We start from the raw sequence: 24,086 nt of genomic DNA on the forward strand, positions 1-24,086 counted from the left end.
TTTTATAAAAACAAATACGTTTAGTTTTGAAAAATACTATTCATTACTAAGAACAAAGCTGAAAACAGAACCCTAATGCAGAAAATTACAATCCTAATCCATTGCGAAGATCAAAAAGCAATTATTGCTTCCGTTACGAATTATATTTCCTCCATTGATGGTAATATTATTTATTTAGATCAACATGTCGATGCTGATGAAAATGTATTTTTCATGCGTTTAGAATGTGAATTCAGTGCCAAAAATTGGAATATTGAAGCCATTAAAACTGATTTTCAAGCTAAGTTAGCTGCTCCTTTTAATATGTCGTGGGAAATGTATACCCAAAACGAAAAACCAAGAATGGCTTTGTTTGTTTCTAAATACGATCACTGTTTGTATGATATTTTAGGACGCTACAGCGCTGGCGAATTACCTCTTGAAATCCCTTTGATTATAAGCAATCATGAGGATTTGAAAGCAGTGGCAGAGCGTTTTTCTATTCCGTTTCATTATGTTCCTTTTACGAAAGACATTAAAAGCGAAGGCGAACAAAAACAGTTGGATTTACTGAAAGAATACAATATCGACTTCATTGTTTTGGCACGCTACATGCAAATTATCACACCTAATTTGATTGCGCAATACAAGAATCAAATTATCAATATTCATCATTCCTTTCTTCCGGCATTTCCCGGAGCAAAACCGTATCATTCTGCTTTTAAACGCGGTGTAAAAATCATTGGTGCCACCAGTCATTATGTAACCGAAGGATTAGATGAAGGTCCGATTATCGAGCAGGATATTGCCCGAGTTTCACACAGTCATTCGATAGAAGATTTTATTATGAAAGGGCGCGATCTGGAACGCATGGTTTTAGCCAGAGCCATAAAATTGCATGCTGAGAGAAAAACAATGGTTTATGACAATAAAACGGTGGTGTTTTTATAAATTTTTCGCCCACAACCATTTCCAAAGGAAAGGGAATCAAAACCCTATAGAATTAAAGAATATTGTCCATTATATATAAAATGCTCACCAAAAGTGAGCATTTTTTTATTAAGCTGAGACTTCAATTCCCCTCGTTTTCCCATTATTGTCAAATACTACTTTGGTCCAGAATGATTTTGCTTTTTGGTGCGTTGGATACCAATCCCAATTTTCTTCCACCAGAATAAAAAGTCCAGTATCTGTTCCTAAAACGATGAATTTTTCTAGTTTTGGTTGTTTTGAAAATACCGAAAGACCGTATTTATTAAACAATTCATCACTGAGCTGGGAAACATTTTTAGTGACAAGACCTATTTCGCTCACAGAAAGAATTGACAATCCATCAAATGGTTTTTCTGAAGTATTATCAAGGCTGAAACGGGCAATAAATTCTAAAATATTTCCATTATTGTCATAGAAATAAAAAGACTTTGCATTCCAATTATAGAAATCGGCAATTTTTTCCGGTGGAACAACCTCCATAATTTCAGTTTTCTTTTCTATCCAAGCAAAGGCTTCCAACAATTTATTATTGGGTATATCAAAAGCAAAATGATACACTGGTTTTAAATTCTCAGAAGAACGGAAAGTTAGTTTTGTATAACCAGCGGCAAATGACACACTCGAATTGGTTTTCGAAATAGTTTTCAATCCGATAACGTCAGTATAAAACAATTCCGTTTCAGTAATACTATCCGTCAATAATTCGAGTTCGAGAATATTCATCGTGTTTAAATAAAGCAATTTATCTTTTTAACAAATACACCTCAACGCCCAGCAACTAAATCACTATGAATTGCTAATGATAGTCTAAACCTGCTGAAATTCTATAGCCTCAGATGGCGTCAAAATACTTAAAGAAGTGCTCTGGAAATAAAGTTAAAAAACTTAACTTATGTACAACAAAGTAATAACAAAATCTTAACAGCAAAACGTCTCCTTATGTGTGATCTTTGCAGAGTAATAAACTGGTTATTTATTATTTTGGTTTTGGTTAGTTAAAGAATTGCCTGCATTTATAATGCAGGCATTTTTTTATTTAGCGGTATTTATAAAAGAAAGAACTGCATCATTGAAAGCATTAGGTTGCTCCACATTTACTACATGTCCACATTTTTCTATTACAAAGAGTTTTGACGATTTATAATGATTTTCGACCACTTTCCTAACCGATGGCAAAAACATATAATCCTCTTCACCCATAACATAAAGCGTAGGAATATTCAATTCAACTTGGCGGAACCATTTCAGCACCGGATTTATTTCGGCAGTGAGTTTAAACCATTTAATAAATTCTTTCTGGTATAATTTTTTAGCTTCATTGATAAAAAGAACACGAGATTGCTTGTGACTTTTTTTAGGCATGATGACAAAGGCAAAAAACTTGTATAAAACCAAATACGGCAATACATATTTAAACATATTTCCCAATCGCATTAATACTTGAGAACGGAAATTCATTTTCAGGATTGCGCCACCAAGAATCATGCTTTGCACGCGTTCCGGATACATTTCAGCCAATTGTCTGATGAGTATGGTACCCAAAGAAATGCCAACGAAATGTGATTTTTTAATTTTAAGAAAATCTAAGACTTCCAGAATATCATTAGCCAAAGCCGAAAAGGTATATTTCTGTTTGAAAGCCGTCTTTAAAGTAGGTTTCGATTCCCCGTGACCCCGCAAATCCAGCAACAATACATTATACTGTTTTTTAAAATCACGTATTTGCTTAAACCAGATAGATGAACTCCCACCAGCGCCATGAACAAAAGTTACCCACTGATCGGTGTTTTTATTTTCGTAAATGGTATAATTAATCACTTGGTTTTTTTTGTAAAAATAGGACTTTAATTTTAAATCCCAATCTTAACAAAAAATAATGCTGGTTTTATAATTGTATACCGTAAATTTGCAAAAAATTTACACCCATGAAAGGATTATTGAAAGAGAAAAGTGAAATAGAAAAGCTTAAAAGAGAATACCAAATGCTCTCAGAACTAAATTTCAACTTCGACAAGACCACTGTTAAGTCTACCATAACAACAGAAGAATTAATTTTAGAGGAATGCGAATTATAATTTTTGATGCATTTTTTTAAAATAGTCAAACGCTTTTAGCAGCCTGCTTCCATACCAAGAAAACATTTCGCCATCAACAAACACCGTTTTTGCATGATGCGTGTGTCTTCCTATTTCGAATGCATCTTCTTCCTTAAAAGGATACGGCTCTGAAGACAGAAAAACCAAATCCGGATCTCCTTCCAATCGCATTTTTTTGAGTTCGATTTCCGGATAACGTGATTTGTTATCATAAATATTCTGAAAGTGGTTCAGTTTCAGTAATTCATTGATAAAATTATCCGAACCAGCGACCATAAAAGGATTTTTCCAAATGAAATACGCTGCTTTTTTAACCGGTTTATCTTTGATGAAGTTTTTAAAATCGCTCAAGGCAAAAGCCAATTTGTCGTTCCATTTCTGTGATTCGGTTCTGCAATTGAAGAGCTGACCAAAGTCGGTAATCATTTGAAAATTGTCATCAATCGTGATGATATTCGTCACCCAAACCAGACAAATTTTACGCAATTCTGCTACGATTTCTTCCGTATTTTCTTCTTTATTACAAATGATGATATCCGGTTGCAACAACCTGATTTTCTCATAATGCACTTTCTTGGTTCCTCCAACTATTTTCTTAACAGACTTAAAATGATACGGATGCACACAGAATTTGGTAATCCCAACAATTCGGTCTTCTAAGCCCAAATCATACAGTAATTCCGTTTGCGAAGGAACCAGTGAAATAATGCGCTTGGGTGACGTTTCAAAAGAATGGGAAGTTCCTATTTGATCGATTAGATTTTTTTGTTTCAAGTTTAAAGTTTAAAGTTCATATTATTAAAACATAAATTAGCAGCTTTTTAACCATTAAGAAATTAAGAAAATTAAGCTTTAAACGTATTTCTTAATGGTTTAAAAAAAGTCCCAGTTTAAAATTCTTCACTTTAAACCTTAAACCTTTTCAAACTTCAAACTAATAATTGCTGCCATTTCCTGTTGCATTTTCAACGCTTCTTCTCTTGCTTTTTCAACAAAATCAGTTCCGTTTGACGCATAAATAATCGCTCTGGAAGAATTAATAAGCAACCCTACATTCGCATTCATACCGTATTTACAAACTTCAGATAAACTTCCGCCTTGTGCGCCAACACCTGGAACCAGCAAGAAACTGTCAGGAACAATTTTACGAATTTCAGTAAAATATTCAGCTTTGGTAGCACCTACAACATACATCAGGTTTTCACTGTTTTTCCACGTTTTAGAGGTTTCTAACACTTGCTTGTACAATTCTTTAGCTCCGCTCCGTTCGGCTCCGCCTCGGGTTCCATCCACATTTAAAGTCTGAAAATCGAACGCACCTTCATTGGAAGTCAAAGCCAGCATAATCGTATGTTTATTTTCGAAAGCAAGAAAAGGCTCCACCGAATCTTTCCCCATATAAGGAGCAACTGTAACGCTGTCAAAATTCAAATCCTCAAAAAAAGCTTTGGCATACATCGAAGACGTATTTCCAATATCACCACGTTTTGCATCTGCAATCGTGAAAATATCCGGATAAGTTGAGTTGATGTAATGAATTGTTTTTTGCAACGACATCCAACCTTTTATTCCGTAAGCTTCATAAAAAGCGGTATTGGGCTTATACGCCACCGCTAAATCATGGGTTGCATCGATTATGGCTTTATTGAATTCGAAAATAGGATCTTCCAGTGCTAATAAATGTTGTGGAATTTTATTCAAATCAACATCTAATCCTACTGCTAGGAATGATTTCTTGATTCTGATTTGGTCAATAAGTTGTTGTGTAGTCATTGTTTAAATTGTGTGCTGCAAATTTATGAAAAAAACCCCAAAAGCATTGGCCGTTTTATAACTTAAAAATTCAATGGATACGCTCTATTTTAAGGCTGTTCTTTTTTTAAAATTGTCAGTATAATAGATTGTCAGGACTGCACTAAAACTATATTTTTATTTTAAAAGAAATTGATTTTCAAACCAATAAGAGTTAATTATATAAGAAAAATAAAAATTTGTATAACAAATGAAATCCATAGCAACCTCATCTTTGCAGTGTTAATCTAACATTGTAAAAACAAAAAACATGAAAAACTTTATCTTATCAGCATCTTTACTTGCAACAACAATTTTGTTTGCAAACACCACAGAAAAAATTGATCAAACTACAATTTCAAAAAAACAAAAAGTTGAAATTAGCAAAACAACAGATAAAACAGTCTATTTCTGGGAAGTAAACACGCCAACAGGTTATGCAAGTGGTTATACGCTTTCGGAAGCCAAAGCATTAAAAACAATAAAATTGATGGCTACAAACGACATCGTAACGTATAGAATCGTTGAAGCCTATAAATAGTTTTTAAAACTAAATATAGGCTTCAATAGCTTATTTTTATAAAAATTATTTCCCTTTTGAGGTCCCGAAGAACACAAAAAAAAGTGAAACGAATTTCACTTTTTTTTATTTAGAATACCTCGCTGGCTTCTTTCAATTTTTCCATGTTGTTGACTAACGCTAGCTCGTCAACAATTTTCTGAATGTCACCATTCATGATATTTCCTAAATCGTACAAAGTCAAACCTACACGGTGATCCGTTACACGACCTTGTGCGTAATTATAGGTACGGATTTTGGCAGAACGGTCACCAGAACTTACTTGAGACGTACGTTTGGTAGCATCTTCGGCCTGTTTTTTGGCTAATTCCTGTTCGTATAAACGGGAACGCAAAACGCCAAAAGCTTTGTCTTTATTCTTGTGTTGTGATTTTTGATCCTGACATTGCGCCACCAATCCTGTTGGAATGTGCGTCAAACGAACCGCTGATTTGGTTGTATTTACTGATTGTCCACCAGGTCCTGACGAACAGAAGAAATCCACACGCACATCATTCATATCAATTTGTACATCAAATTCCTCTGCTTCCGGCAATACCATAACAGTCGCTGCTGATGTGTGAACACGTCCTTGCGTTTCCGTTTGCGGTACACGTTGCACACGGTGAACACCCGCTTCAAACTTCAAAGTTCCATAAACATCTTCACCAGTAACTTCAAAAATCACCTCTTTAAATCCACCAGATGTTCCTTCGTTCATATCCACAACAGATGTTCTCCAACCTCTGTTTTCACAATATTTTGTGTACATACGGAACAAATCCCCTGCAAAAATACTCGCTTCATCCCCACCCGTTCCGGCACGAATCTCCACCATAACATTTTTAGCATCTTCGGGATCTTTAGGAATCAACATAAACTTGATTTCTTCCTCCAGTTCCGGTAATCTTTCCTTTGCTTCTTCCAGTTGCATCTTGGCCATTTCGGTCATATCTGCATCACTGTTATCCGCTATAATTTCGTTTGCTTCATCGATATTCGCCATCAAAATAACGTATTCATCGCGCTTTTCAGCCAAAGCTTTTAAACTTTTGTACTCTTGATTCAATTGCACATAACGTTTCTGATCAGAGATAACATCCGGCTGAATGATTAAATCCGATATCTCATCGAAACGTTGTTTTACTATTTGAAGTCTATCTAACATTTTCTTATTCCTTTTATTGGAGTGCAAAAATACGAAAAAACTATTCAGTTTGCAAGGCTCGTTTTTGGCGTATTACTTATCAATTGAAAACTTAAGGAACGCTAAGTCATCAGTAAAACAAATGGTACATGAGTAGAAACTTTAAACGTTAAACTTTTAAACAATTAAACTCTTTTTCAGGAGCTATTTCCTGCTATCCGCTATATTCCCGATAATAAAAACTACGGCTAAAAAGCCTTGTTTTTCTAAATCGGGAGATGCCGCTGCAAACGAAGTTCACTGAACTCCAATTAAAATAAAAGTAAAGTGAAGTAATCAGGGCTTGGGCATTGTGCTAAAAAAAGCGTTTTACGGTTTCCCGTAAAGCTATTGATTCAAAAGAAGTTAGTTTTGAACACCAAAGATAACTTAATATGTTTTTGTCCGTATTTTCGGTATTAAGTTATATATTTGAAAATAACTAAACTCTGCCGTTTATCAGGCAAAGCGACCCAAAATTAGATGGCTTTGTATGATTTTGTCATACATATACACAAGATGTGTGTAATACTTTGAAAACCGAAATAAATAATAACATTCCAATACAAAGAAAAAATGATTGAAAATATAGTTAGTGGAGTTATTGGTGGTCTTTTTGTGTTACTTATACAATATTTAGTTGAGCATCTAAAAAACAAGAAAAACTCAAAAAATAGTCTGATTGTTGGAAATCAAGAATTGAAAATAATTGATAAAAAATTTTTATACACGTACGAACCTCATAAAATTTCTATCGAAAAAGTAATTGAGGATTTTGGACAACCAATAAAAAAATATAACGACGAATTCGATGATTTTAAATTAGAATTATATCAATATAATTTTCAGAATGCAAAAGTGCTGTTTTCAAAGAGTAATGAAAGTTCAGAAATCATTTCGATTACATTATTTTCTACAAATGATAAAAAAAATCCTGTATTATGTAGAATGTCATTCGAGGATGATGATATTGAATTTGGAAAAGCAAAAATTAATGATATAATCATAAAAGATGGTATAGATTTAGAAAACTCAATGACTCAATTGGGTAATGTTTGTATAATTAAATCTAAATATTTCTATAGACAAATAAAACATCTGACTTTTTCTTATGAAATTGGAGGTAATTATGAAAGTTTAGAAGAGACAAAAGATGAAATTATTAATCAAGTTTGTGTTAGCCAAATGCAAAATGTGAATCCAATGTTTACATTTTATGATACATTTTATAATTAGTACTACACACAACAGCGGTTTCGCAAGATTTGGGCTTTAGGTTTGATTTAAAGTTACTCTTGTATTTGGAAATTTTGTGTTTAACCGAAAAATAAATCTTAATTTAGTCCCAAACCTCGCGAAGCCGCGGGACGTTGGCAGTAATTCCACAAACACTCATTAAAAACACAAATATGTCAGAATCTTTAGAATATGCTGAAAAAACTTTAAAAGGATTTAAAGAAAAAGCAAATCATAATAAAAATGAATCTCTTGTAAGCTTTGTGATAATACTCACATCATCCTTATTAGCACCATTATTTATTACCTTGGGAGAAGGTATAATATTAAGTAAAATCATTCCATCAATTTTATCTGTTATTGCTGCTGGATTCACATCATGGTTACAACTGCGAAAACCCCAAAAACTTTGGAGTCTGTATCGTGAATGTCAAAGGCTAATTGAAGATCAGGTAATTAAATATAAATTTAAAGTTGGAGAATATTCGGAAAATGTCTCAGCAGATTCACTCTTAGCAGAAAAAGTTGCAGAGATTGCGCTTAACGCTCATTACCAATGGACTTCAGTTGTTCCTAATCCAGAAACACTTAACTCTAAAGAAAAAATATGAACACTCAATTTGAAAAAGCAGTAACCAGATTAAATACTCATTATGGAGATTTTGATTTCTATTGTTATTCATGGGGTCAGCATGAAGAGGACAATATACTATGTTTAGCAAATCTTAAATCTAACGATGAACCTTTAATACGTGTACAAAGTGCCTGTTATACAGCAGAAATATTTAGAAGTTTAGACTGTGATTGTCATGAACAATTAGATGAAAGTATTAAACTCATAAACTTAAAAGGCGGAATGGTTATATATATGCTTTGTGATGGTCGAGGAGCTGGTTTACTAAATAAAGTAAAAGGGCTAGAACTTGGGAGAACTGAAGGATTAGATACATCAGAAGCTTATCATAAATTGAATATTGCTCAAGATCCTAGAGAATATAGTCGTGTCGTTCAAATATTAGATGACCTTAATATTAAATCCGTTAAATTATTAACTAATAATCCTCGAAAGATTGAAGGACTAATATCTGCAGGAATTAAAGTAACACGTGAGCCACTTGAAATAAAAGCTACAGAAACATCTAAATCTTATTTAGAAACTAAGACAAATAAGATGGGTCATTTAATGAACCAATTCAAAAAAGACTAAGAACTAATGCCCACAGTGGTTTTGCGCAATGGCTGGTTTTATTTTCCTTAGCCGGAAATTTACAGATCTTTACAACAAAGCCGCGGAACGTTGGCAGGAATTCATTGAAAATCGGAGAATTCAAGAACCTAAACTATAAATTTTAAAATGAAAATTATGACAGAACAAGAGGCAAGAAATCTTTTATATGATCTTTGGGAGAATGGAGAAATTCCGAACAATTTTGACGAAAATCATTCTGACTATGAAAAAGCTGTAAAATTGACAATGAAGAATGGAAATTTTGATTTTGATAAGTTTTATGAAAATGTTTCAATAATAAAATTTGGCATTTGGCAAGTTGAACTAGACGCATTAGTTGCAAATGGTCATGACTATATAATTGATTGTCATAGATTTTGGGAAACTCGAGAGTATAATGGGCATTTAGTTTGGGATTGGCTAATTCATTTGGCGCAAAAATCATGGGTTAAAAGTGAAAACATTAATGATTTAAATACTGCATTCTTTTTTTGTCAAGACTATTTTAGAGAATTTAAGCCAAACAATATTCCATATATTTCAACCGCTCAAACTTTAAACATTCAGAAACAATTAATGGAAATTAGAGATGAAATGAGTAGACATGAAAAAGTAAGTAAAAATGGAATTTTAGAGGTTGATGTTGAACAAATGATAAAATATAGAGATTTAAAAAGTAACATTAAATTCATATAAAAACTACTGCCAACAGATACTAAAACTGATTTGGGGAATTGGCTTAATGGAAAGTTGGTTATGTATTTGAATGATTTGCTTCGCCAGTTCGCTATCGCTCGGGTGGCAAATCCGAAAACAGGGCTTAATTTATTCCCAAACCCACTTTAGTACCAGAACGTTAGTGACTATTTTAATACTCCGCGGTTGTAACAAACTATTTTTTTTAAAGACTACTTAAAGAAAAAGAAAACATGGAAACGAACAGAAGACTTTGGCTGAAAAAAATTGGAATTGGAGTAGCTGGTATTGGACTTACAAACTTCAATTCATTTGCATCTCCTCTTGTATCAGAAAATTTAATTAATAGTTTTGAGGATGATGCTAACTTAATTTTTTTACGCTCAAATGAAAACCCTTATGGCCCATCTCCATTAGCAAGGAAAGCATTTGTAGACAATGCGAATATAAGTAACCGATATAATTGGGATGTTGCAACACAACTGATTTCTGACCTTGCAAAAAAGAATAGTGTTAAAGACGAAAACATATTGTTGGGAGCTGGTTCAACTGAAATTTTAGATTTGGTTGCAAAATTCGTATCATTAGACAAAGGAAATTACGTAATCGCAGACCCAAGCTATGATTATTGGACAGTTACATTAGATAATTTAGGCTTAACAAAAAATAAAGTACCTCTTACAACCGACAAGAAAATTAATTTGCAAGCTATGTTGGAAGTTGTAAACCAAGATACAAAACTTGTTTATATCTGTAATCCAAACAACCCAACAGGAACAATTTGTGAAAGAGAAGCATTGGTAGAATTTGTAACCAAGATTTCACAAAATACAATTGTATTAATTGATGAGGCATATTTGGACTTTACTAAACAGCAATCCCTTAGCAATATCGTAAATGACCACAAAAATATTATTATAGCCAAAACATTTTCCAAAATGTATGGTTTGGCTGGAGCACGGATTGGGTATGCGATTGCGAACAAAACAATAATTGATAATTTGGCAAATTTGCAATCTAATACAAATAATAGCGTTAGTGTATTATCAAAACTTGCTGCTATAGCTTCTTTGAAAGATGATAAATTTGTTTCAAATTGCTACTTGCTAAATGAAGATGTGAGACAATATACTATCAGCGAACTCAAAAAATTAAATTGTGAGTGCATTTATTCTAATACAAATTTTATCTATTTTTCACTTGAAAAATACAACAAGGACTATTTCAAGCAATTAGAAAGCAATAATATTCAAGGGGGAAGAATATATGAAGAGCAAGGTAAATGGACAAGGATTACAGTGGGTAAAATGGGCGAAATGAAAAAATTCATTAAAGCAATACAATAAAAAACTGCCACCAACACACGCTACAAGCAATTTGGGTATTAGGCTTAATTTGAAATTGGATTTGGATTTGGGAGGATTTGGCAAACACCATCTCCGCAAACTATAAATAAGTCGCAACAACAAAATATAATCGTGATTGCTCTGCAAAGTCTCACGACTTCGTAGCAATTCCAATAATCAACAAACACAGAAAAATAAAGGTTACTAAAGTTAGAACGGCATATAGCAATGGGTACGAAGTCAGGAGACTTCGCACAGCATGCTATCAATACTATTTTCGATTTTTGAGAAGACAGCATATTCCACTGATGCTTGTTTGCAACGAATACCAATTTTAATTTGTAGCACAATCGTAGGGTTTGCAACGCGGTTTTTTATACTTTTATTGAACTAAAACCTTATTTTCATAAAATGAATCCCAAAGTTGATGACTTTATAAGCAATGCCAAAAAATGGCAGCCCGAAATGGAGCAATTGCGACTATTGCTACTCGATTGCGGACTAAGCGAAGAGTTCAAGTGGCGTACGCCTTGTTACAGTTTTCAGGGAAACAATGTGGTACTTATAGGCAGTTTTAAAGAATACTGTGCGCTTAGTTTTTTTAAAGGAACTTTACTTCAAGACACCGATGGAATTCTATGCAAACCCGGAGAAAACAGTCAGGCTGTACGTTTTTTTAAGTTTACCAATCTGGAAGAAATCATAGAACAACAATCGATAATCAAAGCCTATATTTATGAAGCCATTGAAATTGAAAAAGCGGGCTTGAAAGTAAATTTCAAAAGCAATACCGAACTTGAATTGGTGGAAGAATTACAAAATACCTTAGACAAAAATCCAGACTTAAAAGTTGCTTTCCAGGCCTTAACTCCAGGGCGACAGCGCGCTTACAACCTATACTTTTCAGGTTCCAAACAATCCAAAACCCGCGAAACCCGAATTGAAAAATATACTCCCCGTATTCTTGACGGAAAAGGAATCAACGATTGTACTTGTGGATTGTCTAAAAAAATGCCCAGCTGTGACGGCTCTCACAAGTACATTCGAGCAGAAAATAAATGACAATCCACAGCATCTTTTGCTTTGGTTATTATGAAAACGAAACGGAATCGATAGCCCTGATGGAAGCGGCATCTCCCGATTTAGAAAAACAAGGCTTTTCGGCCGTAGTTTTTATTTATAGGAAATACAGCGGACAGCAGGACGGTTCTTAATTGAAAACACCATTCGTTCTGCTCCAGCAATGCAAAGTGTTCTTTAAAAAAAACATCTTCTTAAAAGTCTGGATTGCTGTGCAAAGTATCCTGACTTCGTGAAGCATGGGTGAAATTATTTACTGTAAAAATATTTTTCACAGCAATTTTTTTTTACTTTTAAAATAAAAAACATGAACAGAGTTTTATTCTTACTATTTATTATTTCTTTCTCAAAAACCAGTGCACAAAATGCTGTTTCAGATAAAATAAAGAATAACAATCCTATTTTCAAAGGTTGGTATGCTGATCCTGAAGGAATCATTTTTGATAAAACATACTGGATATATCCCACTTTTTCAGCTCCTTATGAAAAACAAGTTTTTTTGGATGCTTTTTCGTCTACTGATTTAACCAATTGGACAAAACATGCTAAAATTTTAGATACAACTGCCGTAAAATGGGCAAAAAAAGCGATGTGGGCACCGTCAATCATTAAAAACAAGAATAAATATTTTCTGTTTTTTGGAGCTAACGATATTCAAAGTGATACTGAATCAGGAGGAATAGGTGTAGCGGTTGCATCCAAACCTGAAGGTCCTTATAAAGATTATTTAGGAAAGCCATTAGTTGATAAATTTTATAATGGCGCACAACCTATTGACCAATTTGTTTTTAGAGATAAAGATGGTCAACATTATTTAATTTATGGTGGATGGAAACATTGCAATATTGCTAAGTTGAAACCAGATTTTACGGGTTTCATCCCTTTCAAAGACAAAACAGTATTTAAAGAGATTACTCCGGAAAATTATGTTGAAGGGCCATTTATGTTTATCCGAAATAACAAATATTATTTTATGTGGTCCGAAGGCGGCTGGGGCGGACCCAATTATTGCGTAGCGTATGCGATTGCCGATTCTCCGATGGGACCATTCAAGCGCATTGGTAAAGTCTTGCAACAAGATCCTAAAATTGCTACCGGAGCAGGGCATCATTCGGTTATGAAAGCACCTGATTCCAATCAATATTACATTGTTTACCACAGAAGACCGCTTACAGAAACGCATGCCAATTCAAGAGAAACGTGCATAGAAGAAATGTTTTTTGACGAACAAGGTTTTATCAAACCCATTACGATTACCAACGAAGGTGTAAAAGCACATATAATTAAATAATTGTATGGTATCTTTATTAGTTCATAACCTCATCCTTCGAATTATCAACAATCATTAGCGCAGCATTACAGGCTATACCCACAAACCAGAACAGCTAAACAAACAGTAAAAAAACACTAACACATTTAAAAAACATACCTATGAAACTACTACTTGCCACATTCCTTTTAGTTTTCAACTTAACGGCATTCGGACAATCGAATGACTTCGCCGGTGATTATAATCGTATTTTAAATGGTAAAGATGAAAGTCATTTATTTGACTATAAATTGACCTTACATCAAGATGGAACATTCCTATTTCATTATTATTCGAAAATTAAACAAGGAATTCCACCTGAAGTAAATAAATACGGAAAAGGAAAATGGAGTGCGAAAGACAATGTGATTACTTTTTCTTCTAACAAACAAGAAGACTTTGATGAAAAATACACGTTGGATTTTAATAATTCCAAGGCGAGATTTGTAACTAAGAATCCTAGAGATAAATCGGACCGAATAATCAAAACCAGACTTACGTTTGTTGAATCAGAAATCTCCTGGATGCAAAAACTGGATGTTTTTAAGATATAAATCCACATTACAACGCCTGTATACAATTAAACAATTAACAGCTTGACGAAGAAGCAGTAAGGGTAACTTTTAATTTACCAATCGAATATAAATTGAATTAACGATTACACCATTTGACCACAATGAAAGAGGAGATTCAAACATATAACGACATACAGACCTCAGACGACAAAGCAATTTGCAACGTGCTTGCTCAGACTATTGACAACGAATTGACCGAGGCTGAGAGCAAAATTTGGCACGCCCACCCTGTTTGGTTTTTAGACGGTAATCCAATTGTTGGTTATAGCAAACAAAAAGCAGGATGGCGTTTGATGTTTTGGAGTGGTGCTGACTTTGAAGAAGATGATTTAAACATAAAAGGAAAAAAATTTAAAGACGCTTCTATTTTCTTCACTACAGTTGAACAAATCAATACAAAAGACCTGAAACGTTGGCTGAACAAATCAAAAGATATCCAGTGGGATTACAAAAACATAGTAAAAAGAAAAGGACAATTAGAAAGGTTGAAATAAATGGAGATTAACCTTAAAATCTAAAGCATGAACAAGACAAATAATCACGATGAGCGTATTGCAAAAATGACATTCGCCTCGGTATATCCACATTATATCGCAAAAGTCGAGAAGAAGAACAGAACAAAAGAAGAATTATTTCAAGTAATTGAATGGCTGACGGGTTACGATGAAAAAAAACTACTAGAGCTCGTGGAAGAAAAAGTAACTTTCGAGAAATTCTTTCAAAATGCTACACTAAACCCTAATGCGCACTTGATTACCGGTGTGATCTGTGGGTATCGGATAGAAGAAATCGAAAATCCGTTAACGCAACAAGTACGATATTTAGACAAACTGGTCGATGAATTGGCTAAAGGACGCAAAATGGAGAAAATTTTGCGAGTGGCGTAAAGCACCCCAAAGACAACGAGATAAATTTACACTCTTAAACCCTCTCTCAAATCAGCGTAATCCGGTTCCCAATAGGAATAATTAATCTTCAATTCCATAATAATAAGACCCGCTCTTTTTAAGATTATCCAATGCATTTTTTGGAAATACCAGTTCATAACTCCTACCGATTTCTTTTTAATACCAATTTCTAAATTCCTAATTTGCGCCCTTAAATCAGAAAGAGAAAATGAAGGTCTGTATTGCCGAGAAACCAAGTGTAGCACGCGAAATCGCATCCGTTTTAGGAGCCAATACCAAACGCGACGGGTATTACGAAGGCAACGGTTATGCCGTAACGTACACTTTTGGGCATTTATGCACCTTAAAAGAACCTAACGATTACAAACCCCATTGGAAAAGTTGGGATTTGAACAACCTGCCTATGCTTCCCGACAAATTTGAAACCAAAGTGGTCGAAAATTCGGGAATCCAAAAGCAATTCAAAATCATAAAAAGTTTGTTTGACAAAGCCGAGTTGGTCATCAACTGCGGGGATGCCGGGCAAGAAGGAGAACTTATTCAGCGCTGGGTCATGAATGAAGCCAATTATAAAGGCGAGGTAAAACGCTTGTGGATTTCGTCCCTGACCACCGAAGCCATCAAAGAGGGTTTTGAAAACCTAAAACCATCTGCCAACTACGATAATTTATACTACGCCGGATTTTCCAGAGCCATTAGCGACTGGTTACTCGGTATGAATGCCACCCGTTTGTACACCGTAAAACATGGTGGATACAAACAAGTATTGTCTATTGGAAGGGTACAAACCCCTACTCTAGCCATGGTTGTAGACCGATTTAAAGAAATTGAAAATTTCAAGCCGCAACCGTATTGGGAGTTGCAAACTTTATATCGAGAAACGCTTTTCAGCTATGAAGATGGACGCTTTTTAAAAAAAGAAGATGGAGAACTTTTGGCCAATAAAGTCAAAGAAAGTGAGTTCGAAATTGTTTCTGTCGAAAAAAAGAATGGCAATGAGTTTGCGCCAAAACTCTTTGATTTAACTGGCCTACAAGTATATTGCAATACAAAATTTGGCTTTTCAGCAGATGAAACGCTTAAAATTGTCCAGACTTTGTACGAACAAAAAGTAGTCACCTATCCCAGAGTCGACACCACGTTTTTACCAAGCGATATTTATCCAAAAGTACCCGGAATTCTGAGAAACTTGACGAATTATGCGGCGTTGACACAACCGCTTTTGGAAAAAAAGATAAAAAAATCGCCTAAAGTTTTCAATGACAAAAAAGTTACCGATCACCATGCGATTATTCCAACGGGGATTCAAAGCAACTTGCAATACAATCAGCAACAAGTGTATGACATAATTACTAAGCGTTTTATTGCGGTGTTTTATGATGATTGTTTGGTAGCTAATACAACAGTAATCGGGAAAGCCGCCGATGTAGCTTTCAAAACTACCGGAAAAGAAATCTTAAAAAAAGGCTTTAGAATAGTTTTTGAAGATCCGAACGCCAAAGAAAAAGAAGCCGATATCCTGCCGAGTTTTGTTGTAGGTGAAAAAGGCCCACACGAACCTTCATTTTTAGAAAAGGAAACTAAACCACCCAATCAGTTTACGGAGGCCACCTTATTGCGCGCCATGGAAACCGCCGGCAAACAAGTGGATGATGAAGATTTACGCGAATTGATGAAAGAAAACGGTATCGGTCGTCCATCCACGCGAGCCAATATTATTGAAACGCTTTTTAGACGTCAATACATCGTTAGAAACAAAAAACAAGTATTGCCAACGCCAACAGGAATTCAACTAATTGATACTATTCAAAATGAGTTGGTTAAGTCGGCAGAACTGACGGGTTCTTGGGAAAAACAGTTGAAAGATATTGAAAAAGGAACCTTTACCGCCGGTTCCTTTATCAAAAACATGAAGCGCATGGTTGAGGTTTTGGTGTATGAAGTACGCAGTGAAACCAGACGCGCTAATATCTCGCATGCAGGAAATGTCCAAAAGGAAGAGGCTAAAGTGGAGAAAAAGAAAGCTGCAGGAATTTTGGCGGAAGCCTGTCCGAAATGTAAAAAAGCAACGCTCATCAAAGGAAAATCCGCTTATGGCTGTGGCGAATACAAAGCAGGTTGCACGTTCCTATTGCCCTATACCTTTGCGGAGAAAAAAATATCCGAGAACCAATACCTGCGATTGCTTCAAAAAGGATCGACCGTAAACTTGAAAGATTTCAAAACCGATGCCGGCGCTGTGGAAGGTTTACTCCGCTTTGATGAAAATTTCAAACTCAAATTAGAACCGAAGAAAACTTTAATGAAAACCATACCGGACGAATTAGCCTGTCCGAAATGTGAAAAAGGAACGGTTCTTAAAGGAAAAACTGCTTATGGTTGCAGTGATTATAAATTGGGTTGTGATTTCAAAGTGACTTTCGATGTAGTCAGAACGAATTTAAAAGATCAAAAACCGACCAAAGAATTGGTTTATACCATTTTGAAAGAAAGCGAAAATAGTTACTGATTTCTGATTAATGCTATCTGAAATGCTTCGCTGGTTCGCTATCGCTCGGGTCAAAAATCATTAATCAAAAATCTTTCTATTCTATTTTTTTATATTTTAGCGTTTCAAAATAACACCAAATACTTACACATATGTTTCAAAAAACAACTCTTATACTGCTTTTGCTAGTAATTGTTTCCTGCAAAAATTCTGATTCCAATAAAAACGAAAAAATCAAAGCGGCAAGTTGGCTTTTGGGGAATTGGGAAAACAAATCAGCCGATGGTAATCTAACGGAAAATTGGGAGAAATTGAACGATAGCACCTTTCAAGCACAATCCTATTACATAAAAGAGAAAGATACAGTGCATTTTGAATCTATCATCTTACAACAAAAAGGAGAAAACTTAACGTATACTGCAACAGTAAAGGGACAAAATAACGACAAACCCGTTGTTTTCAAATTGACAACTGCAACCGACAAACAAGTATCATTTGAAAATTTGAAACACGATTATCCTCAAAAAATCAGTTACAGCCAAATTACTCCAGACAGTTTAGTCGCTAAAATTTCGGGAATCCAACAAGGAAAACCAAGTTCTGAACAGTTTTCGATGAAAAAAATCAAATAAAACTTTAACATTTAAGTTTCAATCAAAACCTTGCTCTAAATAAGCAAGGTTTTTTTTTATGCCGTAAAATACTGACTTTCAAATTACTGAAAATTATTTTTTAATATTATTTATATTTAGTCTAAATAAGTTTTGTCAAAACAAAAAGCACTATTATATTTGCGGTATTATTTTTAATTAATCTAAATAAATGAAAACGATAAATACATTTTACCTGTCTGTTTTATTAATTGGCATAACAGTGAGTGCTCAAGAAAAAAAAGAGCAAGAAAAAGATTCTCTTAAGACCTTAAAGGAAGTTATTGTAAACACCAACAAATACAAGTACAAAAGAGAAAAAAGCACCACGGTTTCAAAAATGCCTTTGAACAATATTGAAAATCCTCAAGTGTACAATACCGTTACCAGCGAATTATTGAAAGAGCAAGTGGTGACTAATTTTAATGATGCATTGAAAAATGCAACAGGTATAACGCGTCTTTGGGAATCAACAGGACGTGGGGGTGATGGAGCAGAATATTTTTCTATGAGAGGATTTGCTGTTCAGCCTACCATGATTAATGGTCTTCCTGGAATCAATAACGGAAGTATCGACCCTGCAAATGTGGATAACATTGAAGTTATAAAAGGACCATCGGGAACATTATTTGGAAGCAGCTTAATTTCTTACGGAGGTTTAATAAACACTGTCACTAAAAAGCCATACTCAACTTTTGGTGGAGAAATAAGTTATATTTCAGGATCGTATGGATTGGACCGAATCACTGCCGATGTAAACATACCTTTAAATTCAGATGTTGCCGTTCGAATAAATACAGCGTATCAAAAAGAAAATTCGTTTCAAGATGCTGGTTTCGGCAAATCATTTTTCTTTGCGCCTTCGCTAAGTTATAAAGTGAATGATAAACTTTCATTCTTAATAAATACAGAATTCACCAACAGAAATTCTGCTAATGCACCCATGATTTTCTTGAGCAGATATTCTCCTTTATCTTTTAATTCAATCGAATTATTTGAAAGAAATTATAAAAAATCGTTTACTTCAAACGAATTATCAATCAGTAATCCAACGTATAGTTTACAAGCTCAAATGTTTTACAAGTTGTCTGACCAATGGACTTCTCAAACGGTATTATCCAGAAGTAACAGTAAAACCAGCGGGTATTATTCGTATTTATTTGACGCGTCAAACGGAAATGATTTTTCAAGATATATTTCTAAAAGAAACGGAGAAACTTTGGCAACTGATATTCAGCAGAATTTCATAGGAGACTTTAAAATTGGAAGTTTAAGAAACCGATTGGTCGCAGGTATTGATTATTATAAATCAAATATTATAAACGGAAGCACCGGTTGGTTAGGAAACGGAACTGTTTCCTTAATCGATGGATCAGATACGGGAGATTTGACCCAAGCAGGAGTTGACAACCTTTTAGTAGGTTCGTTCGAAGGAAACTCAACTGCAGAAACGGAAGTTATTAGTGCTTATGCGTCGAATGTGTTGAATATTACGGATAAATTATCTGCCATGGCGAGTTTGAGAATTGACAACTTCAAATCTAAAACAGCAACCGAAGAAAACAGTCAAGCAGCCGTTTCTCCAAAATTCGGTTTGGTTTACATGCTGATTAAAGATAAAGTTTCTGTTTTCTCCAATTATATGAATGGCTTTGTAAATGTAACGCCACGAGAAGTTTCTGAAGTGGATGGTTCTAATCCGAGAATGGAATCTTTTGACCCAGAACAAGCCAATCAATATGAATTTGGACTAAAAACAAACTTGTACAAGGATATTATTTCAGCATCGATTAGTTATTACAACATTGATGTAAAAAATAGAATAATGACTGATCCCAATAATATCAACAATTCCATTCAAGGCGGCGAAGTAAACAGTAAAGGAATTGAATTGAGTTTTACGGCAAATCCTGTCAAAGGATTTAACATCATTGCCGGATTCAGCAACAACAAAAGTGAAGTTACTAAAGACAATCCCGGAGATGGTTATTTAGGACAAAGACCCGAAGAAGCAGGACCGGAAACCCTAGTTAATTTCTGGGCTAATTACACGTTGACTTCAGGAAAATTAAAAGGTTTCGGAATTGGATTTGGTGGAAACTATGCCAGCGAGTACAAAACCTTAAACAGAGCAAATATTGGAACATTTGAGTTGCCAAGTTATACCGTTTTAAATTCGGCTTTATCGTATACGAGTGATAAATTTAATATCGCATTAAAATTGAATAATGCATTAAACGAAAAATACTATTCTGGTTGGTCCACTGTAACTCCTCAGCGTTTGAGAAGTGTAACAGCAGGTTTAACCTATAAATTTTAAGTTTCATAATTGGTTTTGTTTCACTAAACTCCTCATTTCGGTGGGGAGTTTTATCCTTTTTAAATGAAAAATAACAACTTCAAAAAAGCAATTCGAAAAATCCATCTTTGGCTTGGTTTGTCCTCTGGTTTAATTGTTTTTATAATCGCCATAACAGGATGTTTGTATGCCTTTCAAGAGGAAATACAGGACATCACAGAAGAATATCGTTTTGTGGAAACGCAAAATAAATCCTTTTTACCTCCATCTCAACTGGAAATCATCGCTAGAAAAGAAGTTCCTAATAAAGTACTTCACGCCATCAAATACAATGAAAAAAATAATGCTGTTGAAGCTATATTTTTTCATTACGAACCCAGTTATCATTATACAACTTACATGAATCCTTATACAGGAAAAGTGCTGAAAACGATCAATAATGAGGAAGGTTTTTTCCCTTTTATACTAGACGGACATTTCTATCTTTGGCTGCCTCATGAAATTGGGCAGACTATTGTGGCATCGGCGACATTACTATTTCTGATACTGCTCGTTTCGGGTTTAATTCTTTGGTATCCAAAAAATAAAAGTGCCGCAAAACAACGCTTTTGGTTCAAATGGAAAAAAGGTACAAAATGGAAAAGAAAAAATTATGATTTACATAATGTCACCGGTTTTTATATCTTGATAATCGGAATTATTTTTGCCATTACGGGATTAGTATGGGGTTTTCAATGGTTTGCGTACTCGTATTATAAAGTGTCAGGCGGAGAAAAATCATTATTATATGAAGAACCGCTTTCGAAAAAAAATCAGAAAACTGCAACTACTACAATCGTAAAACCATTAGATGCTGTTTGGCTTAAAATGCAGAAAGAATATCCTCAAGCTAAATCCATTGAAATTCATCCGCCGGAAACGAATCTTTCACCAATAGCCGCCAATGCGAATAGTGACAAAGGAACATATTGGAAAATTGACTACCGCTATTTTGATCAATACAGCTTAGACGAAATGACTGTTTCCCATCTTTGGGGCAGAAAAACAGCGGATAAAGTTGCTGATAACCTCATGAAAATGAATTATGATATTCACACTGGAGCAATATTAGGATTACCGGGGAAAATATTCGCCTTTCTTTGTAGTTTACTCATTGCAAGTCTGCCAATATCCGGATGCTATATTTGGTGGGGACGAAATAAAAAAAATAAAAACACAACAACAGTTTCAGTGTAAATCAAAATAAAAAAACATAATTGAATTATTTAAAGCAATTGCATTAAACCTTTCAATTCATTTTATATCTAAATAGATAATTGAAAAAATTCTTATGCTTTTTGAATTAGATATAATGCAAACAAGTATAAAAAAACACAATAAAAAATTTCTCTTTATAGGGTAAATAATAATTGCTATTATACTATTTATTTTTACATTTGCGTTATTTTTATTTATTCTAAATAACTAAACTATTAAATAAACAAACTTTCCCTATTAATAAGAACCTTGACAATACATTTATGAAAAAGAATCTTTTTATTTCATTTGCTTTAGTCGCTACTTTATTTGTGAGTGCGCAGCAAAAAAATACACTTTTGGAGCAGTCTTTCTGGAAAACAACACCAGATGTAAACGCAGTTAAAGCAGAAATAGCAAAAGGGAACAGCCCATCAGCATCAACACCTAATGCTTTTGATGTAACCGTTATGGCTATTAATAATGATGCACCTGAAGCTACAATAAAATTCTTATTGGAACAACCCGGAAATGAAGTCACTAAATCTACTCATGATAATCGTATTTATTTACATTGGGCCGCTAATAAAGGAAATACAGCAATCGTAGAATACCTTATAGCCAAAGGATCAGACATTAACCTAGAAGATAGCCAAGGTTTTACTCCAATTACATTTGCAGCCAATAATGGTCAAAATAATACTGCTGTTTATGATGCGCTTTTTAAAGCTGGAATAGACCCAAAGAAAAAATATAAAGACGGTCTAAACCTATTGTTTATGGCAATACCGTCAGACAAAAACCTGACACTTACTACCTATTTTGTTTCTAAAGGATTGTCTCTTAAAGACATTGATAATGATGGAAATACTGCCTTTAATTATGCAGCCAGAACTGGAAATGTAACCCTTTTAAAAACACTGTTAGAAAAAGGAGTGAAATACACTGATAATGCACTAATTATTGCTGCACAAGGCTCTCGTAGAGACGCAAACACAATTGAAACCTATAAATACTTGGTAGAAGAATTAAAACTAAAACCAACAGTAACCAGTAAAACAGGAGAGACTGTACTTCATTTTCTGGTAAGTAAATCCAACCAAACTGAAATCATCAATTACTTTTTAGCAAAAGGAGTAGACGCCAACAAAGCCGATAATGAAGGGAATACTGCATTAATGGCAGCAGCCGGGTCAAGAGAAATTGCCGCACTAGAACTGTTATTGCCAATTGTAAAAAATATCAATATACAAAATGGTAAAGGTGAGTCGGCATTAACGATGGCTGTGAAATCTGGGACACCAGAAGCAGTTGCACTATTATTGAGTAAAGGTGCCGCTGCAAACGTTCAAGACAAAGATGGAAACAACTTAGGATATTACTTAATACAGTCCTACAGACCAATAGGTCGTGGACCAGAAGCTGCTAATGGACCAAAACAAGATCCTTTTGAAGCTAAAATAAAACTACTTCAGGATAAAGGATTAAACGTAGTCACTCCTCAAAAAGACGGAAGCACGCTTTATCACTTTGCTATCGCAAAAAACGATTTAACTTTGCTAAAGAAAATTACTGATTTAAATGTCGATGTAAACGCAAAAAACAAAGATGGTTTAACAGCATTGCACAAAGCAGCTATGATTTCTAAAGACGATACTATCTTAAAATACCTGATCTCTATTGGTGCCAAAAAAGAAATCACCACTGATTTTGACGAAAGTGCCTATGCCTTGGCAAAAGAAAATGAGTCTTTAACAAAAAACAACGTATCTCTAGAATTTTTAAAATAATAGTATGAAATTGCCGTGATACAAAATCACAAACAATAATGAAGAATGGCGATACCATATTCCTTTAAAACAAATATTATCTACATATGAAATCAATCCTGAAAATTAGTTTATCTATAGCGTTTCTATTCCTTTTGTCCTTTCAAGCTGCCGCACAAACCAGTAAATACAAATGCATGCTCCAAATGTCCAACTACATGGGAGAAGGCGCTTATATTGTAGTTTCACTTGTAAACGCAAAAGGCGAATATGTGAAAACATTATATGTAATGGGTGACGATAAAAAATGGTACAAAACCCTAAAAGAGTGGCATAAATTCTATTCTAAAAAACCAGAAAACATCAGCGCCAAAACTGGAGCTTCAGTAACTGGCGGCGACCGTAGCATCACTACACTAGAAATTGAAGATGCTAAAATCAACAAAGGATTTAAATTGCGATTTGAAACAGCTGTAGAAGATCATAAATATTACACCGCCGATTTAGAAATTCCGCTTACAACAGAAGGAATTGCTGCAAAAACTGAAGGTAAAGGTTATATTCGTTACGTAAGATTAAACAAAATATAAAATAAACAGCTTTTACATTAAACCATAATAAGTCATATAAGCTTTTACAAAACGTAAAACTTATATGACTTA

Annotated in this window: 24 protein-coding genes; 19 read left to right on the forward strand and 5 right to left on the reverse strand. The window is 34.3% G+C overall.

The features are described 5' to 3' along the window. Positions 1 to 75 precede the first annotated feature (75 nt). The gene (purU, locus tag C8C87_RS10770; RefSeq protein ID WP_121342608.1) at positions 76 to 930 is read left to right on the forward strand and encodes a formyltetrahydrofolate deformylase; all 855 of its coding nucleotides are present in this window, start codon (positions 76 to 78) and stop codon (positions 928 to 930) included. Positions 931 to 1,038: 108 nt separating this feature from the next. Here purU and C8C87_RS10775 read toward each other — a convergent pair whose 3' ends face one another. The 4 genes from C8C87_RS10775 to pyrF all read right to left on the reverse strand — a co-directional run bounded on the left by C8C87_RS10775 (position 1,039) and on the right by pyrF (position 4,841). Beyond that, the gene (locus C8C87_RS10775; protein ID WP_121342609.1) at positions 1,039 to 1,695 is read right to left on the reverse strand and encodes a VOC family protein; all 657 of its coding nucleotides are present in this window, start codon (positions 1,693 to 1,695) and stop codon (positions 1,039 to 1,041) included. Between the two features lie 309 nt (positions 1,696 to 2,004). Beyond that, entirely contained in the window at positions 2,005 to 2,790 is a 786-nt protein-coding gene (locus C8C87_RS10780; RefSeq protein ID WP_099714677.1) for an alpha/beta fold hydrolase, read from the reverse strand. Between the two features lie 251 nt (positions 2,791 to 3,041). Beyond that, positions 3,042 to 3,842, reverse strand: coding sequence for an ABC transporter substrate-binding protein (locus C8C87_RS10785; protein ID WP_199716379.1), 801 nt, complete (start codon positions 3,840 to 3,842; stop codon positions 3,042 to 3,044). Between the two features lie 138 nt (positions 3,843 to 3,980). After that, positions 3,981 to 4,841, reverse strand: a complete 861-nt coding sequence (gene pyrF, locus C8C87_RS10790) for an orotidine-5'-phosphate decarboxylase (RefSeq protein ID WP_121342610.1) — start codon at positions 4,839 to 4,841, stop codon at positions 3,981 to 3,983. A 289-nt stretch (positions 4,842 to 5,130) separates the two neighbouring features. On the opposite strand from pyrF, the gene C8C87_RS10795 reads away from it, so the two are divergent. Further along, on the forward strand, positions 5,131 to 5,400 hold the full coding sequence (locus tag C8C87_RS10795) for a hypothetical protein (RefSeq protein WP_121342611.1): 270 nt from the start codon (positions 5,131 to 5,133) through the stop codon (positions 5,398 to 5,400). Between the two features lie 109 nt (positions 5,401 to 5,509). Here the strand turns inward: C8C87_RS10795 and prfA are convergent, their stop codons facing one another. After that, a complete protein-coding gene (gene prfA, locus C8C87_RS10800; protein WP_121342612.1) occupies positions 5,510 to 6,586 on the reverse strand; it encodes a peptide chain release factor 1 in 1,077 nt (358 codons plus the stop codon). 594 nt (positions 6,587 to 7,180) lie between these two features. On the opposite strand from prfA, the gene C8C87_RS10805 reads away from it, so the two are divergent. From C8C87_RS10805 to C8C87_RS10880, 17 genes are all read left to right on the forward strand, one after another. Then, positions 7,181 to 7,840 carry a hypothetical protein gene (locus C8C87_RS10805; protein WP_121342613.1) on the forward strand — a complete coding sequence of 220 codons (660 nt, stop codon included), beginning with the start codon at positions 7,181 to 7,183 and terminating at the stop codon, positions 7,838 to 7,840. Positions 7,841 to 8,013: 173 nt separating this feature from the next. Then, a complete protein-coding gene (locus C8C87_RS10810) occupies positions 8,014 to 8,451 on the forward strand; it encodes a DUF4231 domain-containing protein (protein WP_121343352.1) in 438 nt (145 codons plus the stop codon). After that, on the forward strand, positions 8,448 to 9,047 hold the full coding sequence (locus C8C87_RS10815; RefSeq protein WP_121342614.1) for a GTP cyclohydrolase II: 600 nt from the start codon (positions 8,448 to 8,450) through the stop codon (positions 9,045 to 9,047). Before C8C87_RS10810 ends, C8C87_RS10815 begins: the two co-directional genes overlap by 4 nt. Positions 9,048 to 9,203: 156 nt before the next feature. Next, a complete protein-coding gene (locus C8C87_RS10820) occupies positions 9,204 to 9,764 on the forward strand; it encodes a hypothetical protein (protein ID WP_147402370.1) in 561 nt (186 codons plus the stop codon). Between the two features lie 233 nt (positions 9,765 to 9,997). Then, on the forward strand, positions 9,998 to 11,110 hold the full coding sequence (locus tag C8C87_RS10825; protein WP_121342616.1) for a histidinol-phosphate transaminase: 1,113 nt from the start codon (positions 9,998 to 10,000) through the stop codon (positions 11,108 to 11,110). A 411-nt stretch (positions 11,111 to 11,521) separates the two neighbouring features. Continuing rightward, on the forward strand, positions 11,522 to 12,172 hold the full coding sequence (locus C8C87_RS10830) for a DUF1801 domain-containing protein (protein WP_121342617.1): 651 nt from the start codon (positions 11,522 to 11,524) through the stop codon (positions 12,170 to 12,172). Continuing rightward, a complete protein-coding gene (locus tag C8C87_RS15800; protein WP_158589743.1) occupies positions 12,169 to 12,324 on the forward strand; it encodes a hypothetical protein in 156 nt (51 codons plus the stop codon). The genes C8C87_RS10830 and C8C87_RS15800 overlap by 4 nt, the downstream gene beginning before the upstream one ends. A 173-nt stretch (positions 12,325 to 12,497) precedes the next feature. Continuing rightward, positions 12,498 to 13,481, forward strand: coding sequence for a glycoside hydrolase family 43 protein (locus tag C8C87_RS10835; protein ID WP_121342618.1), 984 nt, complete (start codon positions 12,498 to 12,500; stop codon positions 13,479 to 13,481). 140 nt (positions 13,482 to 13,621) lie between these two features. Continuing rightward, complete coding sequence (locus tag C8C87_RS10840; RefSeq protein ID WP_121342619.1) at positions 13,622 to 14,053, forward strand: hypothetical protein; 432 nt, start codon at positions 13,622 to 13,624, stop codon at positions 14,051 to 14,053. 122 nt (positions 14,054 to 14,175) lie between these two features. After that, positions 14,176 to 14,568, forward strand: a complete 393-nt coding sequence (locus C8C87_RS10845; protein ID WP_121342620.1) for a DUF1801 domain-containing protein — start codon at positions 14,176 to 14,178, stop codon at positions 14,566 to 14,568. A 27-nt stretch (positions 14,569 to 14,595) separates the two neighbouring features. Further along, a complete protein-coding gene (locus tag C8C87_RS10850) occupies positions 14,596 to 14,961 on the forward strand; it encodes a DUF2200 domain-containing protein (protein ID WP_121342621.1) in 366 nt (121 codons plus the stop codon). A 229-nt stretch (positions 14,962 to 15,190) separates the two neighbouring features. Further along, the gene (locus tag C8C87_RS10855) at positions 15,191 to 17,491 is read left to right on the forward strand and encodes a DNA topoisomerase 3 (RefSeq protein WP_121342622.1); all 2,301 of its coding nucleotides are present in this window, start codon (positions 15,191 to 15,193) and stop codon (positions 17,489 to 17,491) included. Positions 17,492 to 17,622: 131 nt separating this feature from the next. Continuing rightward, complete coding sequence (locus C8C87_RS10860; protein ID WP_121342623.1) at positions 17,623 to 18,102, forward strand: DUF6265 family protein; 480 nt, start codon at positions 17,623 to 17,625, stop codon at positions 18,100 to 18,102. 190 nt (positions 18,103 to 18,292) lie between these two features. Further along, positions 18,293 to 20,440 carry a TonB-dependent siderophore receptor gene (locus C8C87_RS10865; RefSeq protein WP_099714663.1) on the forward strand — a complete coding sequence of 716 codons (2,148 nt, stop codon included), beginning with the start codon at positions 18,293 to 18,295 and terminating at the stop codon, positions 20,438 to 20,440. A 63-nt stretch (positions 20,441 to 20,503) separates the two neighbouring features. Further along, a complete protein-coding gene (locus C8C87_RS10870; RefSeq protein ID WP_121342624.1) occupies positions 20,504 to 21,655 on the forward strand; it encodes a PepSY domain-containing protein in 1,152 nt (383 codons plus the stop codon). Positions 21,656 to 21,939: 284 nt separating this feature from the next. Further along, positions 21,940 to 23,445 (forward strand): ankyrin repeat domain-containing protein, encoded by a 1,506-nt coding sequence (locus C8C87_RS10875; RefSeq protein WP_121342625.1) that lies wholly within the window; start codon positions 21,940 to 21,942, stop codon positions 23,443 to 23,445. A gap of 86 nt (positions 23,446 to 23,531) precedes the next feature. Next, positions 23,532 to 24,014 carry a DUF2271 domain-containing protein gene (locus tag C8C87_RS10880; protein ID WP_121342626.1) on the forward strand — a complete coding sequence of 161 codons (483 nt, stop codon included), beginning with the start codon at positions 23,532 to 23,534 and terminating at the stop codon, positions 24,012 to 24,014. Positions 24,015 to 24,086 lie beyond the last annotated feature (72 nt).

Source organism: Flavobacterium sp. 120 (genome assembly GCF_003633605.1).
GTDB lineage: Bacteria > Bacteroidota > Bacteroidia > Flavobacteriales > Flavobacteriaceae > Flavobacterium > Flavobacterium algoritolerans.